We start from the raw sequence: 16,918 nt of genomic DNA on the forward strand, positions 1-16,918 counted from the left end.
GGCGACGATGCGAAAGATCGTGGTGATGCCGGTCTACGAGGATCTGGAAGCCTCCTCGAAGCTGTTTGTCGAGCTCGCCCGCACCCAGGGCCCGGACACCTATTTGGTGGCCGTGGACGACGGCTCGGTGCGGCAGCCATTGCCGATCAGCGCCATTGAGGCTTCAGGGTTGGAGGGCGTGGTGATCCGCCTGCGTCGCAATGTCGGGCATCAGCGTGCGATCGCCATCGGCCTGGGCTATGTGGCCGAACACTTCGATGGCAATGACATTGTCGTGGTGATGGATTCCGATGGCGAGGATACGCCGGAGAGCATCACCGAACTGGTGGCGGGCCTGGATTCGGCCGATGTCGACGTGGTGGTGGCCAGTCGTCGCAGCCGGGTCGAATCGCTGAAGTTCAAGTCGTTCTACATTGTCTACAAGCTGCTGTTCTCGCTGCTCAGCGGGCGCCAGATCAGCTTCGGCAACTTCATGGCGGCGAAGATGCCGGCGGTGCGCCGGTTGGCATCGATGCAGGAGCTGTGGATCCACGTTGCAGCCTGCGTACTGGGCTCTAAGCTGCGCGTGCAGACCTGTGCGCTGGATCGTGGTCCGCGCTATGCCGGCCGCAGCAAGATGAACTTCGTCGGCCTGGCCCTGCACGGATTCCGTGCACTGATGGTGTTTGCCGAGGACGTGCTGGTACGCGTGGGCATCGCCTGCACCATGGTGGCGGCACTGTCGATCATCGGCGGCATCGTCGCCACCGGGCTGAAGATGCTGGGCTTTGCATCACAGGGCTGGTTCTCGCTGGCATTCGGCATCCTGGTGCTGGTGTTCCTGCAGACCGCGGCACTGACGCTGATCATCCTGATGTTGTCGGGGATGATGCGCGGCGGTGGTGTCATGAGCGTGGGCAGCTATCGCGAGTTCGTCGACGAGGTCCTGCATGCCGGCCGCCGCAGTGGCTAAGGATGCGCTGGGCGGACAGGCCGTCCGCTACGTGATCAATGGCCTGCTCGCCACCGCAGTGCACTATGGAGTGCTGCACTTCAACATTGAGGTGCTGCACATCCCGTTGGCCGCGGCGGCCAATGCGATTGCAGCGGTCTTCGGCATCACCGTATCGTTCCTCGGCAGCCGCTACTTCGTTTTCCATGGCAGGCAGGGCAGCCTGGCGCGGCAGGGCTCGCTGTTCCTGCTGATCTACGCGGCGATCGCCGTGCTGCATGCGCTGGTGATGTACGTCTGGGCCGATCGATGGGGTCTGGACTATCGCATCGGATTCGTATTGGCCACGGGGATGCAGATGGCTTTCAGCTTCGTTGCCAACAAATTCCTGGTGTTCAAATGAACAAGTATCTGCGTGCCGCGCTGGCAACCCTGGCGTTCATTGCCACCCTGCTGCTGGTCTACTACGTCCACATGCGCCAGTTCCGCGTGAACGTGGTGCTGTATGCCAGCATCCTCGACGCGGTGATCGCCGTGGTGGTGGTGTTTGCGGGCCTGTACGCGTTGAAGTGGTTCAGGGATTTCAGCCGCCTCGAGCTGATCCAGCTGGCCGCCATCTGGCTGCTGGGAGGCTACGTGTTCGCGATTTCGGTCCCGACCGTCATCGATCGTTCGCTGTCCTTCTACATCCTGGAGAAGCTGCAGCAGCGTGGTGGCGGCATCCGCGAGGATGCCTTCCGGCAGGTCTTCATCGAAGAGTACGTCCCCGAGCACCACCTGGTGGAAGTGCGCCTGACCGAGCAGCTGCAGTCTGGAACCGTGCAGATCCATGATGGTTGTGTGCGGTTGACCGCGCGCGGCGAGCGTCTCGCATCGTTCGGCCGCTTCTACCGGCAGAACCTGCTGCCGACCCACCGCCTGCTGATGGGGCAGTACACCGATGCACTCACCGATCCCTTCCGCGACAGCCGGATGCCCTCTGACTACCGTTGCCGATAGCCCGGGCGCTGCTGGCGTATTGATTCTTCCGTTGGTTCCTGAAACGATTCATGGATGACATGACCTCCACCTCTCCCCGCCTGCGCACCCCGCGCCGGGACCTGGCGATTGCCGGGATCCTGGTGCTGCTGTTGGCCGCTTCCCTCGTATCGGTCGCCAAGCGATCGGACTATCAGACGTCGTTGCTGCGCCAGGCCTTCGCTGAGGACGCGGGATTCGAGGCATCCGTACCACGCGAGGTGGTGGATGCACGTGGTCTGGTGCGCGCGCAGCCGATCGCTCCCTCGCTGCTTTCACTCGGGCAGGGGCTGAAGGACGACCCATTGATCCAGCAACGCATGTGGGAGGCGCTGTATCCGGTCCGGTTCAGCGATACCGATACCCCGCAGCGCCTGCTGAGGGCCGGTGATCCGCTGGTTGACCAGTGCCACGTCCAGGGGAGGAGCGGAGATGTCGTTCTTGCCGACTGCCGCTGAACCAGGGCGCCGTGCGGCGCTGGCCATGCTGGTCTCCATTCTTCTCTGCTACGGCCTGGCCGCCGTGGGCCTGATGGGCTGGCCGGTGCAGGTGGCATTTGGCGCGGTCGTGCTCAGCGCGCTGCTCGCCCTGCCGGCTGTGCGTGACCTGCGTACCGCCCCTCTGGTCCTGGCCGTGCTGGTGCTGGTGTTGATCGCACTGGGAAGCCCCAGCAATGGCTGGGACCCGCGTTCAATCTGGCTCTTCCATGCCAAGCGGATCTACCTGGAGGGCACGTTGTACGCCCAGCTGGATGATTACGCGCCGTGGAGCCACAACGACTATCCTGCACTGGTTCCGTTGTTGATGGCCTGTGCAGCAGGATTGGCTGGGCACTGGAACGAGCTGCTGCCCAAGGCGGTGGCACCGCTGCTGCTGCTGCCGGCACTGCTGCTGATCGCCCCGAGTTTCCGCTCGCGCTGGTGCGGCGTGCTGTTCGCAGTGCTGCTGCTGCGCCTGGCGCGCGACATGCTGATCAACGGCTACATGGATCCGCTGGTGGCGGTCTACGCCGTCGCTGCCGTGGCGACAGCGATGCGCCACCGCATGTCCGGGAAGCACGGTGGTAGTCGCGAGCTGGTCGCATTCATGTTGCTGGTGGCCGTGCTGTCGATGTTGAAGAACGAGGGGGCCGTGCTTGCAGCTCTGTTGACGGCCGTGGTGCTGGGCGAAGGCGTGCTGCGTGAGCGTCGCCTGGGCTGGCACATCCTCCTGGCCGCGGTTGTGGCCCTGCTGCCACTGCTGGCATGGAAGCTGGCCGTCGGGCAGGCAGGGGTTGGCAATGACCTGGCGGGAAGCGACATGAAGGTGCAGCTGCTGGCGCGGCTTGGCAGCGAGGGCAGTACCCTGCCGATCGTCGGGCGCCTGCTGCTGGATGTCTGGGTGCTGGTGCCGCTGCTGGTGCTGGCGGTGCTCTGGCGCCCGGTGCTGCGGGTTCCGGCGGCATCGGTTGCCGTGCTGGCGGCGCTGGCGTATGCAACGCTGCTGTTCCTGGTCTACCTGGGAACACCGCATGACCTGGACTGGCACCTGCGCAGCAGCGTCGACCGTGTCCGCATGCCGGTGACACTGCTGCTGGGGTTTGCAGTGCTGCTGGCACTGGAACATCGCGCCACGGCGAAGATGCCGCGCGCGCGTTGAGCCGGAACGCGCCGCGGCGTCATGCTGCGGCGCATCCCAGCGGTAGGCAGGTGTAGCGCTAGAATGCGCTCATTCTTTCCGTTTGGGGCTGTAGAAATGGAACACGTGACTTCCACCGGCAAGCGCGGCAAGCGCTTCGCCAGTGCGGCGCAGGCGCTGGAGGGCGTGGTCGCCGATGGCCAGACCCTGGCCGTGGGCGGCTTCGGCCTGTGCGGCATTCCCGAGGCGCTGATCGCCGCGCTGCGTGACAGCGGGGCCAAGGGCCTGACGGTGATCTCCAACAACGCCGGTGTCGATGGCTTCGGCCTTGGCCAGCTGCTGGAGACGCGCCAGATCAGGAAGATGATTTCGTCCTACGTGGGCGAGAACAAGGAGTTCGAGCGGCAGTTCCTGGCTGGCGAACTGGAGCTCGAATTCAATCCGCAGGGCACCCTGGCCGAGCGCCTGCGTGCTGGCGGTGCAGGCATTCCCGCGTTCTTCACTGCCACCGGCTACGGCACGGTGGTGGCCGAAGGCAAGGAGACGCGCGAGTTCGACGGCAAGCACTACGTGATGGAAACCGCCCTGCGCGCCGACGTGGCGCTGGTCAAGGCGTGGAAGGCCGACGAGGCCGGCAACCTGGTGTTCCGCAAGACCGCGCGCAACTTCAACCCGGCCTGCGCGATGGCCGGCAAGGTCTGCATTGCGGAGGTCGAGGAGGTCGTGCCGGTGGGCGCCATCGATCCGGACCAGGTGCACCTGCCGGGTATCTACGTGCACCGTATCGTGCACAACGCACACCCTGAAAAACGCATCGAGCAGCGCACCGTCCGCGCGGAGGGCAACTGACATGGCATGGACCCGCGATGAGATGGCGGCACGTGCCGCCCGCGAACTGACCGATGGTGCCTACGTGAACCTGGGCATCGGCCTGCCGACCCTGGTCGCCAACCACATTCCCGAAGGCGTGGACGTGTGGCTGCAGTCGGAAAATGGCCTGCTGGGCATCGGCCCGTTCCCGACCGACGCTGAAGTCGACGCGGACCTGATCAATGCCGGCAAGCAGACCGTGACTGCACGCGCCGGTGCCAGCTATTTCGGCAGCCATGACAGCTTCGCGATGATCCGTGGCGGCCACGTCAACCTGGCCATTCTCGGCGCCATGCAGGTCACCGACAAGGGTGACCTGGCCAACTGGATGGTGCCCGGCAAGATGGTCAAGGGCATGGGCGGCGCGATGGACCTGGTGGCCGGCGTGCAGCGCGTGGTGGTGCTGATGGAGCACACCGCCAAGAATGGCGAGCACAAGATCCTGGCCGAATGCACGCTGCCGCTGACCGGCGTCGGCGTGGTTGATCGCATCATCACCGACCTGGCCGTATTCGACGTTACCGACGAGGGGCTGCTGCTGGTGGAAGCGGCACCGGGTGTCGGCGATGACGAACTGAAGGAAAAGACCGGCGTCGCGTTCCAGCGTGCCTGATGTTCCGGGGGCGGCCAAGCGCCGCCCTGTTCTTTGAGGGGCCGCCATGTTGTTCCTCCACGATCTGCCCGATGCGGACGTCCAGCACTTGCCGGGCTGGCTGGCTGCGGCCGACGCCGACCGGCTGATGGCCGCGCTGCAGGCCGAAGTGCCATGGGAGGTACATCGCATCCGCATGCTCGGCAACTGGGTGGAGTCGCCGCGGCTGAGCTGCTGGATCGGCGACCCGCAGGCCCGCTACCGTTACTCCGGTGCCGAGTTCGTGCCGTACTCATGGCCGCCCGTGCTGCAGGCCGTGCGTGAGCAGCTGCAGGACGGGAACATCAGTCGTTTCAACAGCGTGCTGCTGAACCGCTATCGGGATGGGGGAGATCACATGGGATGGCACAGTGACGATGAGCCGGAGCTGGGGCCGGCACCGGTGATTGCTTCGGTGAGCCTTGGTGCTGCGCGCCGCTTTCTGCTGCGACGGCGCGATGAGCCAGCGCGCAGGACCGAGTTCGTCCTGGGCCACGGAGACCTGTTGTTGATGGGCGGGCAGACCCAGCGCTTCTACCAGCACGCGCTCCCGAAGATGGCGCGGGTTCGCGGGGAGCGGATCAACCTGACGTTCCGCTGGATCCATTCACGCACGGCGGGCGCGCGTACCGGAGCCTAGCGCCGGACCAAATCGATGGCGGCGGTCAACAGGCCACGCCCGAAGTAGCCGTAGTTGCCGGAGAACACCTCTGCCATCACCGCGGGAATGCGGCGAATGCGTGCAGGGCCCATCCCTGTGCGTACCGTCAAGTGCCGCTGCTTCCGTTCAATCCACTCCAGGCGCGATACGGGCAGGCCCAGCGCGCGTGCGCGGGCCAGCAGCTGCTCGCACTGCAGTCGTTCGATCTCCAATTGGCGTTCCCGCCTCACCTCGCGCGAGACGCCATCCTGGTCGCCAAGCCCCACCTGGTTGTTGCCGTGCAGGCGGTAGCCGATCAACGGCTCGGGTAAGCTGTCGATCTCCCCTCGCATGGCCGCCAGCGTGCTGATCCAGGCGTCGTGGACCCAGCCCGAAGCAGGAAGAGGCAATGCATCGTCCAGAACCTGGCGACGCAGCGCCATTGCCGCCCCTGTCATCAGCGGACGCTTGAGCAGCAGCTCGAAACCGTGGCCTGCATGCATCCGCACATGCTCCGAAGGCCGGTACCCCAACGCGGAAAACAACCGTTTGGACAACATCCGGCCGGATCCGTCGATCAGTTGCGCATCGCTGTGCAGTGCCAGCAGCTCAGGGCGGGCATCGAACTCGGTGCAGAAACGTTGCAGCTTGTCCGGGTACCAGAGGTCATCCTGGTCGCACAGGAAAATGAGGTCGCCGGTACAGGCGCGGAGCGCGCCGTCGAAGTTCTGCCGATAGCCGACGTTGCGGGCATTCACCTGCAGGTCCACCGCGATGCCCAGGGCCTCTGCACGAGGCACGAACGAACGCAGCAATGCCAGGGTACCGTCGGAGGACGCATCGTCACGGATCACGAGCTGATCCGGATGGCGTGTCTGCGCCAGCAGGCTGTCCAGCTGCTCCTGCAGGAAGCGCTCGCCGTTGTAGGTGCAGACGGCGATGGAAACGGATGAGGTCATCGGGAGACGGTGCAGCCAGGTGCAGCCAGGATGCGTCGAGTATCGCATGCCTCCATCGAGACCCTCCCGCCCTCCGTGGCGCGCACGCCGGCCATTGATCAGTGCAGGGCGCCCGGCTGATCGTTCTGCCCGCTGACCAGCGTCCACCCCACCATGTCCTGCGCCAGCTGCTGCAGGCCACGCTCGAACGCGGCGGTCACGGCCGGCACATCGGTGCTGCCGACCGGCTGCGCCTGGCGGAACGTGCGGTCGGCCACCACGCGCTGGTCGGCGACGTGGATCAGCTTGGCGTTGACCTCGATCACCACCGTCGGCGTGGCCTGGCCCTGGTAGTCCGACTCGAAGCGGCGTACGTCGGTGGACAGCTTGTAGTCGGCGCGGATGCCGGCGGTGCTGCGCGCCACGCCGCGGATGCGGCCGGAGTCCTCGAAGCCACGCAGCAGGGTGTCCTCGATCATGTCGGTGGCCGGTTGCGCCCAGCTGGCGCCCTTGTAGATCTCCAGCTGCGACGGGGTCGGCCGCACGTTGATGCGCGGGCTGTCGACCATGCGCGCGGCGCTGGGCTTGGCCAGCACCAGCTGCCAGCTGGCCTGCGGCCACGCCGGATCGGCCTTCACCTGCACGGCGGGCGAGTACAGCGTCACTGCGGTTTTCTCGCTGCTGCCAAGGATGGAGCAGCCGCCCAGCAGGGTGGCCAGCGAAGCGGCCAGCAGCAGGCGCGGAAGGGGCATCGGGCTCATTTGGGTTCGAACTCCTTCGGTGCGTCGCGGCCCAGCAGATAGCGCGCGGGGTTGTTCTCGAGGCGGTCGCTGACCCGGCGCAGGTCGCGGATCAGGCCGCGCAGTTCGGTCAGCGTCGGGCCCAGCTGGCCGAGGCCATCGTTGGCGAAGCTGTTGATCGCGGCGCGGTTCTCGCCCAGGATCGAATCGGCGTTGCCGGCGGCCGAGTCGAGCTTGGCCAGGGTGCCGTCCAGCTTGTCGATGATGCCCGGCAGCTGCTGCACCAGGTTCTTGTCCAGGCGCTCGATCGTACCGTTGGTGGTCTTAAGGGTGGTGTCCAGGCTGCGGGCGGCGTCGCGCGCGCTGAGCAGCAGCGCCTGGGTACCCTGGTCGCGGTCGGCCAGGCCGCCGCTGATCGTCTCCAGGTTGGCCAGCGTCGCATTGATCGAGGCCACGTTGCGGTCGCTGAGGATCTGGTCCATGCGCTCGACGATGCGGTTGGCAACGTCGGTGATGTTCTGCAGCGCCGATGGCGTGGTCGGGATGATCGGGGCCGGGTCCTTGTTGACCGTGGTCAGCGCAGGCGACTGCGGCGTGCCACCGCTGAGCTGGATGATCGATGGGCCGGTCAGGCTGGTGATCGCCAGTTTGGCGCGGGTATCGGTCTTGACCGGGGTGGTCGAGTTCAGGCGGATGCGTGCGACCACCTGGCGCGGGTCGTCCGGCACCAGGTTCAGTTCGATGATCGAACCGACCGCGATGCCGTTGTACTGCACCGGGCTGCCCACCGACAGGCCGGTCACCGCCTCGCGGAACACCACGCGGTATTCCTGCCAGGTGCGGTCGGAGGAGTACTTGGCCGCCCACAGGCCGAAGGCCAGCAGGGCCAGGCCGGTGATCAGGGTGAACGCGCCGATCAGCACGTAGTTGGCTTTGGTTTCCATGGCTCAGGCACTCTCGATCTGTTCGCCGCGCGCGGCACGCGCACGCGGTCCGTGGAAGTATTCCTGGATCCACGGATGATCCAGTTTCTCGATGTCCGGCAGCGGCGCGTTGGCCACCACTTTGCGGTCGGCGATCACCGCGACCCGGTCGCAGATGGCGTACAGCGTGTCCAGGTCGTGGGTGATCAGGAACACGGTCAGGCCCAGCGCTTCCTGCAGGGTCTTGATCAGGCGGTCGAACGCGGCCGCGCCGATCGGGTCGAGGCCAGCGGTCGGTTCGTCCAGGAACAGCAGCGGCGGGTCCAGCGCCAGCGCGCGGGCCAGGCCGGCACGCTTGCGCATGCCGCCGGACAGCTGCGAGGGCAGTTTGTTGATCGCATCGGCGGGAAGGCCGGCCAGCTTCACCTTCAGCAGCGCCAGCTCGTAGTGCCAGCGCTCGGGCAATTCGCGGTGGTGTTCCTTCAAGGGCACCTGCACGTTCTCGCCCACGGTCAGTGAAGAGAACAGGGCGCCGTCCTGGAACAGCACGCCGGTATTGCGTTCGATGTGCAGGCGGCTCTCGGCGTCGTCGGCACGCGCATCGCGGCCCAGCACCTCGATCTGGCCGGCGTCGGGCGTGCGCAGGCCCAGGATCGAGCGCATCAGCACCGACTTGCCGGTGCCCGAGCCACCCACCACGCCCAGGATCTCGCCACGGCGCACGTCCAGGTCCAGGTCTTCATGCACGGTCTGGCTGCCGAAGCGGTTGACCAGCCCGCGAACGCGGATGGCCAGGTCATGGCCGTCGTCGTCCTGCATGGAAATGTCTTCGGGGGTCGGATGCGTGCTCATGTCACCAGTCCATGTGCATGAACCACAACGCCGCGAAGGCGTCGATGATGATCACCAGCGAGATCGTCTGCACCACGCTGGAGGTGGTGCGTTCACCGACCGACTGCGCCGTGCCTTCCACCTTCAGCCCTTCCAGGCAGCCGATCAGGCCGATCACCAGCGCGAACACCGGCGCCTTCGACAGGCCGACCAGCATGTGCCGCACTTCCATCGTCTCGTGCATGCGCGCGATGTACATCTGCGGCGGGATGTCGAGGTCGAACGCGCCGACAGTGATGCCGCCGGCCAGGCCCGCGATCATCGCGATGAAGGTCAGCAGGGGCAGGGTGACCAGCAGCGCCAGCAGGCGTGGCAGCACCAGCAGGTCGATCGGATCCAGACCCAGCGTGCGCATCGCGTCGATTTCCTCGCGCGCCTTCATCGCGCCGATCTGCGCGGTGAACGCACTGGCGGTGCGGCCGGCCAGCACGATCGCGGTCAGCAGCACGGCGAACTCGCGCAGGAAGGCGATGTTGACCAGCTCGACCACGTAGATCTCGGCGCCGAAGTCGCGCAGGATGGTCGAGCCGAGGAAGGCGATCACCGCGCCAACCAGGTAGGACAGCAGCGCCACCAGCGGTACTGCGTCCAGCCCGACCTGCTCCATCTGGTGGACGGTGGCGGTCAGGCGGAAGCGACGGGGCTCCTTGACCAGGCGCGCCGCTTTGACCAGGTTCTCGCCGAGGAAACTGCACAGCGCCTTGATGTTGTGGCCAGTGGCATGGACGCTGACACCGAGCCGTTCCAGCGCCGCCAGCACGCCGAAATCGCGCTTGGGCCGGGGCCGGTCGTCGGCCACTTCCTCGATGGTGCAGACCAGCGCCTGGTGGTCCGGCCGGAACTGCAACGCGTCCTCGCCAAGGTCGGCGCGATGCGCTACGCGCAGTACCTGCAGCACGCCGGCCGAATCCATCTTCTCGATGCCGGTGGCGTCGATGCCGGTCAGCGTGTCGGGAACGCCGCGCAGGACTTCGGCCGCGGCCAGCGCGGTCTTCAAGGTCCAGGTGCCGGACAGGCGGATCAGGCCCGGGTCATGGGCATCCTGTTCGAGCTGGGGGGCGTGGTTCGGGGTCACTTGGGCCATTCGGGTCGCAGCATAACCGTTCTGTCTGGGGCATCGCGTCGAACCCGGATGAATTTATCCAGTGCGGCCCGGCAGTAGGTAATACTACGGCGCATGTCCGCAGACGCTCACACGATCCCCACGCCCCAGGCCACCTACGCGCAGCGCGTGGCCTTTGTTTCCGAGATCGCCGGACGCCTGCACAGCTACGGCACCACGGCCCAGCGCCTGGAAACGGCGGTGGTGGCACTGGCCCGCCAGCTCGATCTGGATTGTGAACCGTGGTCGAATCCCACCGGTATCATCCTCAGTTTCAGCGACCCGGCACAGGCGATCGGCTCCAGCGACATCACCCGCGTGATCCGCCTGGCGCCCGGCGAGAACGACCTGCACAAGCTCAGCGTCGCCGACCATATCGCCGAGGAAGTGGCCAACGGGCGGATGAGCATTGCCCAGGGCCACACCGCGCTGCGCCAGTTGGACAAGGATCCGGGCCGGCGCGGCAAGCTGCGCACCATTCTTTCATTCACCCTGGGCGCGGCCGGCGTGGCCGGCATGTGGAAGCTGCCGTGGCTGGACATCGCCACCGCCGGTGTCATCGGCCTGATGATCGGCCTGCTCGGCATGGTCACCGACCGTCGCCCGGCCACCCGTGAAGCGGCCGAGGCGCTGGCGGCGCTGCTGGCCGGCATGGTCGCAACCCTGGTCGCGTCCTTTGTTGGCGCACTCAACCTCAACACGGTGATCATCGCCTCGCTGGTGGTGCTGCTGCCGGGCATGTCGCTGACCAATGCGGTCAATGAACTCGCCAGCCAGCATTGGGTCTCCGGTACCGCGCGCTTCGCCGGCGCGTTGACCACCATCATGAAGCTCAGCGTGGGCGCGATGATCGCGGTGACCCTGGCTGATGTACTCGGCCTGGACCCGGTGATCCGCGCCACACGGCCGCAGGGGCCGTGGGTGGAGTGGGGTTCGCTGCTGACCGCGGCATTCGCCTTCGCGATGCTGTTCAAGGCCAACCGGCGCGATTACCCGTGGGTGATCGCGGCCTCGGTGGCGGGTTACGCGATCTCCAAGTTCGGCGGGCACGCCTGGGGCGCGCCGGCCGGCATCTTCCTGTCAGCGATGCTGCTGACCGCCGGTGGCAATCTGTTCGGCCGCCTCGTTGGCCGCCCAGGAGCGATCATCCGCCTGCCCGGCATCATCATGATGGTGCCCGGCAGCACCAGCCTGCGCGGCGTGCTGACCCTGGTCCAGCAGCAGGACGTTGGCGCGGGCCAAAGCGTGTTCCTCACCGTGCTCAACGTGGTGATGGCGCTGGTGGCCGGCCTGCTGTTCGGCAACCTGCTGATGCCGGCGCGCAAAACGCTGTAGGTGTGGACCGTTGGCCCGCACACCGAAGAATGAAAAACGCCGGCTTCCGCCGGCGTTTTTCATTGCAATCTGATCCTGGCCTCAGGCCTTCTTGATCAGGAAATCTTCCGGCTTCTTGTTGCCCTTGGCGGTCAGCTCGGCCATCCAGCGCGGCTGCTTGCCACGACCGGTCCAGGTTTCCTTGGGGTTGGCCGGGTTGCGGTACTTCGGGGCAACCTTGCCCAGCTTGCGGCCGGCGGTCTTGGACGGTGCCTTGGCTGCCGGGGCGGCTTTGCGCGCGCGCGGTGCCGGGGCGCCGCCGAACAGTTCTTCGATGGTGTAACCCTCGGTCTTGGCCAGCTTGGTCAGCTGGGCCCGGACCTTGGTGATTGGCCGGCGCTTGGCGACGATGGTCTGCTGCTTCTTGGCGGTACGGATCAGGGCGCCCAGCTCGCGTGCCGACAGGCCGGTCAGGTCAATGCTCATTTACGGTTACTCCGGAAACTAAAATGTGGACGGGACGAGCCAGTCCATGGCGTCGCGGGACAGAATAGAGATGAATTAATCACAGCACAAATGCAGGCGGGTCATGGCCTGGCAGCATCCCGGCTGCATTGCGTCGATTTTGACCGGATTATGTCCGCTGCAATATTGCTCAACTGGGCGACAGGCAAAAAAAAGACCGGGGCATGCCCCGGTCTTCTCCTGATCAGCCCTGCAGTCGCTGCAGCAGGGTGGCCTTGTCCAGGCTTTCCGCTTCGCTGGCGCGGCGCGAGCGGTACTCGTAGGTACCGGCGGCCAGGCCGCGCTCGCTCACCACCACGCGGTGCGGAATGCCGATCAGTTCCATGTCGGCGAACATCGCGCCCGGGCGCAGGCCGCGGTCGTCGAGTGCCGCGTCCAGGCCGGCGTCGCGGAGTTCCTGCAGCAGGCTGGCAGCAGCATCGGCCACGGCGGCGTCGCCCTTCGGGTTGATCACGCACACCACCACCTGCCACGGCGCCATCGCGTCCGGCCAGATGATGCCGGCATCGTCATGGTTCTGTTCGATCGCGGCAGCCACCACGCGCGAGATACCGATGCCGTAGCAGCCCATCGCCATCACCGCCGCCTTGCCGTTCTCGTCCAGCACGGTGGCATCCAGCGCTTCGGCATATTTGCGGCCGAGCTGGAACACGTGGCCGACTTCGATGCCACGGGCGATCTTCAGTTCGCCACCGTCCAGCGCGCGGTCACCGGCACGCACGTTGCGGATGTCGGCCACTTCCGGTTCCGGAAGGTCGCGGCCCCAGTTGACCCCGGCCAGGTGGAAACCGGCCTCGTTGGCGCCGACGACGAAGTCGGACATCGCGGCCACTTCGCGGTCGGCGACCACGCGGATGGCCTTGGCCGGAGCGACCGGGCCGAGGAAGCCCGGCACGCTGCCCAGGTACTCGGCGATTTCCGCCTCGCTGGCGAAGCGCTGTTCGTCCAGGCCGGCGACCTTGGCCAGCTTGATCTCGTTGACCTCATGGTCGCCGCGCACCAGCACCAGCACGAACTGCTGTGCTTCGCCTTCACCGGCGATCAGCGCCACCGACTTCACCGTGCGCTGCAGCTCGATGCCGAGCAGCGCCGCGACGTCCTCGCAGGTTTTCTGGGTAGGGGTGTCGACCTTGCGCATGGCTTCACTGGCAGCCGCACGCGGTGCCGGATCGGCGGCGATCGCCGCTTCCATGTTCGCGGCGTAGTCCGAACCGGTGGAGAACACCAGCGCGTCCTCGCCGGAATCGGCGATGACGTGGAATTCCTGCGAGGCATCGCCACCGATCGCACCGGAGTCGGCCTGCACCATGCGGAAGTCCAGGCCGAGGCGGGTGAAGATGCGGCTGTAGGCCGACTTCATGTTCTCGTATTCGCGCACCAGGCACTCATCGTGCAGGTGGAACGAATAGGCGTCCTTCATCAGGAATTCGCGCGAACGCATCACGCCGAAGCGCGGGCGGATCTCGTCGCGGAACTTGGTCTGTACCTGGTAGAAATTCACCGGCAGCTGCTTGTAGCTGGACAGCTCGCTGCGCGCGAAGTCGCAGGCGGCTTCTTCGGCAGTCGGGCTGTAGCAGAACACCTGGTCCTTGCGGTCCTTGATCTTCAGCAGCTGCGGGCCGAACTTCTGCCAGCGGCCGGTCTGCTCCCACAGTTCCTTCGGCTGGATGGTCGGGATCTGGAATTCCACGGCACCGGCGCGGTCCATTTCCTCGCGCACGATGCGTTCAACCTTGCGCAGCACGCGCAGGCCCAGCGGCGACCAGGTGTACAGGCCCGATGCCAGCTTGCGGATCATGCCCGCGCGCAGCATCAGCCGGTGGCTGGTGAGCTCGGCGTCGCTGGGGGTTTCCTTGGTGGTGTGCAGGTGGAACTGGGAGAGGCGCATCGTCGGCTTCGGATAACGGCAGAGACGCCTATTCTGCCAGCCCGGCCGGGGAGAGGGGTATCGGCAGGGCTGCGCCCTGCACCCGCCTCAAGCAACGTCAGCTGCAACAGCAACAGCGGGCTTCCCGTGGGATGGCGGGGTGGGTCCGGTTGCGGGAGACGCCGTAAACCCATCCATGGGGGCTTGGCCGCGGCATCCATGCCGCGGACACTCCCGCAACCGGACCCACCCCGCCATTGACAGGCCCCGCGATCTGTTGGACATGCGGATGGGGTCAGATCCGTTTTCCGCAGGAAAACGGATCTGACCCCGGATTCAATTCGAGATCTGACAGATTTCATCCACGCATGGCGTGGATCTACCACCGTCACCAGGAACCTGTCGGGGGTGGGGCGGTGTGGGTTGGCAGGACCGTTGGCGCCATGGATGGCGCCATCGAGCCCCCAGGGATGGGTTTACGGCGTGTCCTGCCAGCCCACACCGCCCCGCCAAACCAGTAGAAAACCAGAGCCGCTTTGGCATTTGACGTTGCCGTTGCTTGAAGCAGGTGCAGGGCTGCAAGCCCTGCCGATAACCCTCACTCTGCCGGGCAGTAAGCCTTGATGGCGGCCTCCGCCAATCCCTTCTGCGCGCTGCGCTGTTCCGCGGTCAACGCGGTATCGGCCTTGCCGTCGCCATTGGTGTCCTGCATCACCTGGCCGGAGCCTTCCAGCAGGGCCAGGTTGGCACGGGCGGTGCTGCACTGCTCCGGCACCGGCGCGGCCGGGGTTTCGGCGCTGGCCGCGGCCTGCGGGGTGCGGGCCTGTTCGCGGGTCTCGAACTTCTTGCCCGCCGGCGGGGTCTCCGAATACTGGGTCACGCCATGGGCGTCCTTCCATTTATAGACCGGGCCGGCCACGGCGTTGGCACTGGCCAACAGCAGCAGGCATCCAAGGCAGGACAGGGCACGCATGGCAAACTCCGCGGAATGGGCGTAGAACGCCGATTGCAGCATTGGCGCCGAGCACTGGCAAGTCGATTAAACTGGATTCCATGGACCCGATCACACCGCCGCCGCGTTCGCGCACGATTTACCTGCTGCCCAACCTGTTCACCACCGCCGGCCTGTTCGCCGGCTTCTACGCGATCATCGCCGCGGCCAACGGGGATTTCGTCAATGCCAGCATCGCCGTGTTCGTGGCGGCGGTGATGGATGGCCTGGACGGGCGCGTGGCGCGCCTGACCGGTACCAGTAGCGAGTTCGGCGTCCAGTACGACTCGCTGGCCGACCTGGTCAGCTTCGGCATGGCCCCGGCGCTGGTGATGTACCACTGGTCGCTGTCGTGGCTGAAGTTCGATGACCCGCTGCTCGGCCGCGTCGGCTGGGCCGTGGCCTTCCTGTATGCCGCCTGCGCGGCGCTGCGCCTGGCCCGCTTCAACACCCAGGTCGCGGTGGTCGACAAACGCTGGTTCGTCGGCCTGGCCAGCCCGGCCGCGGCCGGGCTGATGATGTCCTTCGTCTGGGCCTTCGCCGATGGCAACCTGGGCTGGGACGGCAACCAGCTGCGCTACGTGGCGTTGGCGGTGACGATCGTCGCGGCGCTGTTGATGGTCAGCCGTATCCGCTTCTGGAGCTTCAAGGGTGGCGGCGCCAAGGGCACCCGTCCCGACCGCGTGCCGTTCCTGGTGCTGGCCCTGGTGCCGGTCGCCATCGCCATCGCGGTCATTGATCTGCCGCGCGTGCTGTTCGCGGTCGGCATCCTATACGCCTTGTCCGGCCCGGTGATGTGGGCCGTGCAGCGCCTGCGCAAGAAGCCCGAGGCCGCGTGAGCCAGGAACTGCCCGTGCTGTGGTCACCGGCCCAGCAGGCCTGGCTGCAGGCCATGGGCTACACCGTCTATCACGACGGCCAGTTGGCTGCGGAGCTGGATGCCGCGCTGCAGTTGAGCGTGGCCGAAGCCGATGCGGCTGCCGCGGCTTCGGCGGAACAAGTGCGGGCGGGTTCGGCCTCCATGCGGGAACACCCTGCCGAAGCCGCACCCGCTCCTCACCAGGAACGCCCGGCACCTACGCGTCGCGAGACCCCCGTCACCGCACCGGACACCGCGCCCGCCGCTGCCCGCCCGCTGCCGGGTGGCAATGCGCGGCAGCCGGTGGTGCGGCTCCCGGATCGCCTGCAGATCGCATTGCTGCGTGCCTCCGGCTGTAATCCCAACGACGCTGCCACGCAGGCGCTGATGGACAGCTGGCCGCTGGACCAGCTGCGTCAGGACCCGGCCGCCAAGCGCGCGTTGTGGCCGCAGCTGCGCGCCCTGCGCAAGCGGGGCGCACCATGAGTGCGGTCAGCCAGCCCGGCCCGGTCAGCCTGCGCGCATTGCGCGAGAGCGACCTCAATGCGGTGATGGCGATTGAAGTGCGTGGGTATCCATTCCCATGGACCCGCGGCATCTTCGTTGATTGCCTGCGTGCCGGTTATCCCGGCCTGGCGATGGAGCGCGATGGCCAGTTGATCGGCTACGGCGTGCTCAGCATTGCCGCCGATGAGGCACATGTATTGAACATCTGCATCGATCCGCTGGCGCAGTCGCGTGGGCTGGGTCGCCAACTGCTGCGCGCACTGGTGCAGCTGGCAGGCAACCGCGGTGCGCAGCGTGTGTTCCTGGAAGTGCGTCCGTCCAACACGCCGGCGCTGGCGCTGTACCACAGCGAAGGCTTCAACGAGATCGGCCGTCGTCCGCGCTACTATCCGGCCGCACAAGGCCGCGAAGACGCGGTGGTGATGGCGATCGAACTGGTCGACGACGACCTGCAGACGATGCCGCCGCTGTAACGGAGAAGGGTTGCCGGCCAGCGGCCAGCACTACCGGTGGATCTCCGCTGTCATCGACACGTCACCTGCCGTGGTAGGTGCC

The 16,918-nt window shown here is 66.4% G+C and carries 20 protein-coding genes; 12 read left to right on the forward strand and 8 right to left on the reverse strand.

Features of this window, described 5'->3' with window-relative positions; genetic code table 11:
- Window positions 1-7 precede the first annotated feature (7 nt).
- The 8 genes from AC5P9P_RS10515 (at window position 8) to AC5P9P_RS10550 (ending at window position 5,706) form a co-directional block, all read left to right on the forward strand.
- A complete protein-coding gene (locus AC5P9P_RS10515) occupies window positions 8-952 on the forward strand; it encodes a glycosyltransferase (RefSeq protein ID WP_197620102.1) in 945 nt (314 codons plus the stop codon).
- Window positions 930-1,334, forward strand: coding sequence for a GtrA family protein (locus AC5P9P_RS10520; RefSeq protein ID WP_495232763.1), 405 nt, complete (start codon window positions 930-932; stop codon window positions 1,332-1,334). Before AC5P9P_RS10515 ends, AC5P9P_RS10520 begins: the two co-directional genes overlap by 23 nt.
- A complete protein-coding gene (locus AC5P9P_RS10525; protein WP_495232764.1) occupies window positions 1,331-1,930 on the forward strand; it encodes a hypothetical protein in 600 nt (199 codons plus the stop codon). Before AC5P9P_RS10520 ends, AC5P9P_RS10525 begins: the two co-directional genes overlap by 4 nt.
- A gap of 50 nt (window positions 1,931-1,980) precedes the next feature.
- Complete coding sequence (locus tag AC5P9P_RS10530; protein ID WP_197632503.1) at window positions 1,981-2,406, forward strand: hypothetical protein; 426 nt, start codon at window positions 1,981-1,983, stop codon at window positions 2,404-2,406.
- On the forward strand, window positions 2,381-3,586 hold the full coding sequence (locus AC5P9P_RS10535) for a hypothetical protein (protein ID WP_197632502.1): 1,206 nt from the start codon (window positions 2,381-2,383) through the stop codon (window positions 3,584-3,586). Before AC5P9P_RS10530 ends, AC5P9P_RS10535 begins: the two co-directional genes overlap by 26 nt.
- A 96-nt stretch (window positions 3,587-3,682) precedes the next feature.
- The gene (locus AC5P9P_RS10540) at window positions 3,683-4,414 is read left to right on the forward strand and encodes a CoA transferase subunit A (protein WP_049427926.1); all 732 of its coding nucleotides are present in this window, start codon (window positions 3,683-3,685) and stop codon (window positions 4,412-4,414) included.
- A gap of 1 nt (window position 4,415) precedes the next feature.
- On the forward strand, window positions 4,416-5,048 hold the full coding sequence (locus tag AC5P9P_RS10545; protein ID WP_049427924.1) for a CoA transferase subunit B: 633 nt from the start codon (window positions 4,416-4,418) through the stop codon (window positions 5,046-5,048).
- Between the two features lie 46 nt (window positions 5,049-5,094).
- Entirely contained in the window at window positions 5,095-5,706 is a 612-nt protein-coding gene (locus tag AC5P9P_RS10550; protein ID WP_197632501.1) for an alpha-ketoglutarate-dependent dioxygenase AlkB, read from the forward strand.
- Here AC5P9P_RS10550 and AC5P9P_RS10555 read toward each other — a convergent pair.
- The 5 genes from AC5P9P_RS10555 to AC5P9P_RS10575 are packed head-to-tail and all read right to left on the reverse strand — an operon-like array spanning window position 5,703 to window position 10,282.
- Window positions 5,703-6,812, reverse strand: coding sequence for a glycosyltransferase family 2 protein (locus tag AC5P9P_RS10555; RefSeq protein WP_459037043.1), 1,110 nt, complete (start codon window positions 6,810-6,812; stop codon window positions 5,703-5,705). The genes AC5P9P_RS10550 and AC5P9P_RS10555 overlap by 4 nt on opposite strands.
- On the reverse strand, window positions 6,764-7,405 hold the full coding sequence (locus AC5P9P_RS10560; protein ID WP_049427918.1) for an ABC-type transport auxiliary lipoprotein family protein: 642 nt from the start codon (window positions 7,403-7,405) through the stop codon (window positions 6,764-6,766). The genes AC5P9P_RS10555 and AC5P9P_RS10560 overlap by 49 nt, the downstream gene beginning before the upstream one ends.
- On the reverse strand, window positions 7,402-8,328 hold the full coding sequence (locus AC5P9P_RS10565; RefSeq protein ID WP_033835489.1) for an MlaD family protein: 927 nt from the start codon (window positions 8,326-8,328) through the stop codon (window positions 7,402-7,404). Before AC5P9P_RS10565 ends, AC5P9P_RS10560 begins: the two co-directional genes overlap by 4 nt.
- A 3-nt stretch (window positions 8,329-8,331) precedes the next feature.
- On the reverse strand, window positions 8,332-9,159 hold the full coding sequence (locus AC5P9P_RS10570) for an ABC transporter ATP-binding protein (RefSeq protein ID WP_033835490.1): 828 nt from the start codon (window positions 9,157-9,159) through the stop codon (window positions 8,332-8,334).
- Between the two features lies 1 nt (window position 9,160).
- Window positions 9,161-10,282: an ABC transporter permease gene (locus AC5P9P_RS10575; RefSeq protein ID WP_005408002.1), complete on the reverse strand. Its 1,122-nt coding sequence runs from the start codon at window positions 10,280-10,282 to the stop codon at window positions 9,161-9,163.
- A 93-nt stretch (window positions 10,283-10,375) separates the two neighbouring features.
- Between AC5P9P_RS10575 and AC5P9P_RS10580 the strand changes: the two genes are divergently transcribed.
- A complete protein-coding gene (locus AC5P9P_RS10580) occupies window positions 10,376-11,635 on the forward strand; it encodes a threonine/serine exporter family protein (RefSeq protein ID WP_005408003.1) in 1,260 nt (419 codons plus the stop codon).
- 81 nt (window positions 11,636-11,716) lie between these two features.
- On the opposite strand, the gene AC5P9P_RS10585 is transcribed toward AC5P9P_RS10580, so the two are convergent.
- The 3 genes from AC5P9P_RS10585 to AC5P9P_RS10595 form a co-directional block, all read right to left on the reverse strand.
- Window positions 11,717-12,100: an H-NS histone family protein gene (locus AC5P9P_RS10585; protein ID WP_005408004.1), complete on the reverse strand. Its 384-nt coding sequence runs from the start codon at window positions 12,098-12,100 to the stop codon at window positions 11,717-11,719.
- Between the two features lie 223 nt (window positions 12,101-12,323).
- Window positions 12,324-14,027, reverse strand: coding sequence for a proline--tRNA ligase (locus AC5P9P_RS10590; protein WP_005408005.1), 1,704 nt, complete (start codon window positions 14,025-14,027; stop codon window positions 12,324-12,326).
- A 577-nt stretch (window positions 14,028-14,604) separates the two neighbouring features.
- Window positions 14,605-14,979 carry a DUF4124 domain-containing protein gene (locus AC5P9P_RS10595; RefSeq protein WP_005408006.1) on the reverse strand — a complete coding sequence of 125 codons (375 nt, stop codon included), beginning with the start codon at window positions 14,977-14,979 and terminating at the stop codon, window positions 14,605-14,607.
- Window positions 14,980-15,059: 80 nt separating this feature from the next.
- On the opposite strand from AC5P9P_RS10595, the gene pssA reads away from it, so the two are divergent.
- From pssA to rimI, 3 genes are read left to right on the forward strand one after another with little or no spacing between them, the layout of a single operon-like run.
- On the forward strand, window positions 15,060-15,836 hold the full coding sequence (gene pssA / locus AC5P9P_RS10600; protein WP_049395408.1) for a CDP-diacylglycerol--serine O-phosphatidyltransferase: 777 nt from the start codon (window positions 15,060-15,062) through the stop codon (window positions 15,834-15,836).
- Window positions 15,833-16,342: a hypothetical protein gene (locus AC5P9P_RS10605; protein WP_495232765.1), complete on the forward strand. Its 510-nt coding sequence runs from the start codon at window positions 15,833-15,835 to the stop codon at window positions 16,340-16,342. The genes pssA and AC5P9P_RS10605 overlap by 4 nt, the downstream gene beginning before the upstream one ends.
- Complete coding sequence (rimI, locus tag AC5P9P_RS10610; protein ID WP_005412190.1) at window positions 16,339-16,836, forward strand: ribosomal protein S18-alanine N-acetyltransferase; 498 nt, start codon at window positions 16,339-16,341, stop codon at window positions 16,834-16,836. Before AC5P9P_RS10605 ends, rimI begins: the two co-directional genes overlap by 4 nt.
- The last annotated feature ends 82 nt before the right edge of the window (window positions 16,837-16,918 follow it).

The organism is Stenotrophomonas sp. YJH_SMC_14-1 (assembly GCF_059372275.1).

Bases quoted from the DNA above. Each gene is read 5' to 3' on its own strand.
- AC5P9P_RS10585 (WP_005408004.1), bottom strand. From the start codon at position 12,100: ATGAGCATTGACCTGACCGGCCTGTCGGCACGCGAGCTGGGCGCCCTG.
- AC5P9P_RS10530 (WP_197632503.1), top strand. From the start codon at position 1,981: ATGGATGACATGACCTCCACCTCTCCCCGCCTGCGCACCCCGCGCCGG.
- AC5P9P_RS10535 (WP_197632502.1), top strand. From the start codon at position 2,381: ATGTCGTTCTTGCCGACTGCCGCTGAACCAGGGCGCCGTGCGGCGCTG.
- AC5P9P_RS10545 (WP_049427924.1), top strand. From the start codon at position 4,416: ATGGCATGGACCCGCGATGAGATGGCGGCACGTGCCGCCCGCGAACTG.
- AC5P9P_RS10570 (WP_033835490.1), bottom strand. From the start codon at position 9,159: ATGAGCACGCATCCGACCCCCGAAGACATTTCCATGCAGGACGACGAC.
- AC5P9P_RS10515 (WP_197620102.1), top strand. From the start codon at position 8: ATGCGAAAGATCGTGGTGATGCCGGTCTACGAGGATCTGGAAGCCTCC.
- AC5P9P_RS10595 (WP_005408006.1), bottom strand. From the start codon at position 14,979: ATGCGTGCCCTGTCCTGCCTTGGATGCCTGCTGCTGTTGGCCAGTGCC.
- AC5P9P_RS10520 (WP_495232763.1), top strand. From the start codon at position 930: ATGCCGGCCGCCGCAGTGGCTAAGGATGCGCTGGGCGGACAGGCCGTC.
- pssA (WP_049395408.1), top strand. From the start codon at position 15,060: ATGGACCCGATCACACCGCCGCCGCGTTCGCGCACGATTTACCTGCTG.
- rimI (WP_005412190.1), top strand. From the start codon at position 16,339: ATGAGTGCGGTCAGCCAGCCCGGCCCGGTCAGCCTGCGCGCATTGCGC.
- AC5P9P_RS10580 (WP_005408003.1), top strand. From the start codon at position 10,376: ATGTCCGCAGACGCTCACACGATCCCCACGCCCCAGGCCACCTACGCG.
- AC5P9P_RS10540 (WP_049427926.1), top strand. From the start codon at position 3,683: ATGGAACACGTGACTTCCACCGGCAAGCGCGGCAAGCGCTTCGCCAGT.
- AC5P9P_RS10560 (WP_049427918.1), bottom strand. From the start codon at position 7,405: ATGAGCCCGATGCCCCTTCCGCGCCTGCTGCTGGCCGCTTCGCTGGCC.
- AC5P9P_RS10550 (WP_197632501.1), top strand. From the start codon at position 5,095: ATGTTGTTCCTCCACGATCTGCCCGATGCGGACGTCCAGCACTTGCCG.
- AC5P9P_RS10565 (WP_033835489.1), bottom strand. From the start codon at position 8,328: ATGGAAACCAAAGCCAACTACGTGCTGATCGGCGCGTTCACCCTGATC.
- AC5P9P_RS10525 (WP_495232764.1), top strand. From the start codon at position 1,331: ATGAACAAGTATCTGCGTGCCGCGCTGGCAACCCTGGCGTTCATTGCC.
- AC5P9P_RS10590 (WP_005408005.1), bottom strand. From the start codon at position 14,027: ATGCGCCTCTCCCAGTTCCACCTGCACACCACCAAGGAAACCCCCAGC.
- AC5P9P_RS10575 (WP_005408002.1), bottom strand. From the start codon at position 10,282: ATGGCCCAAGTGACCCCGAACCACGCCCCCCAGCTCGAACAGGATGCC.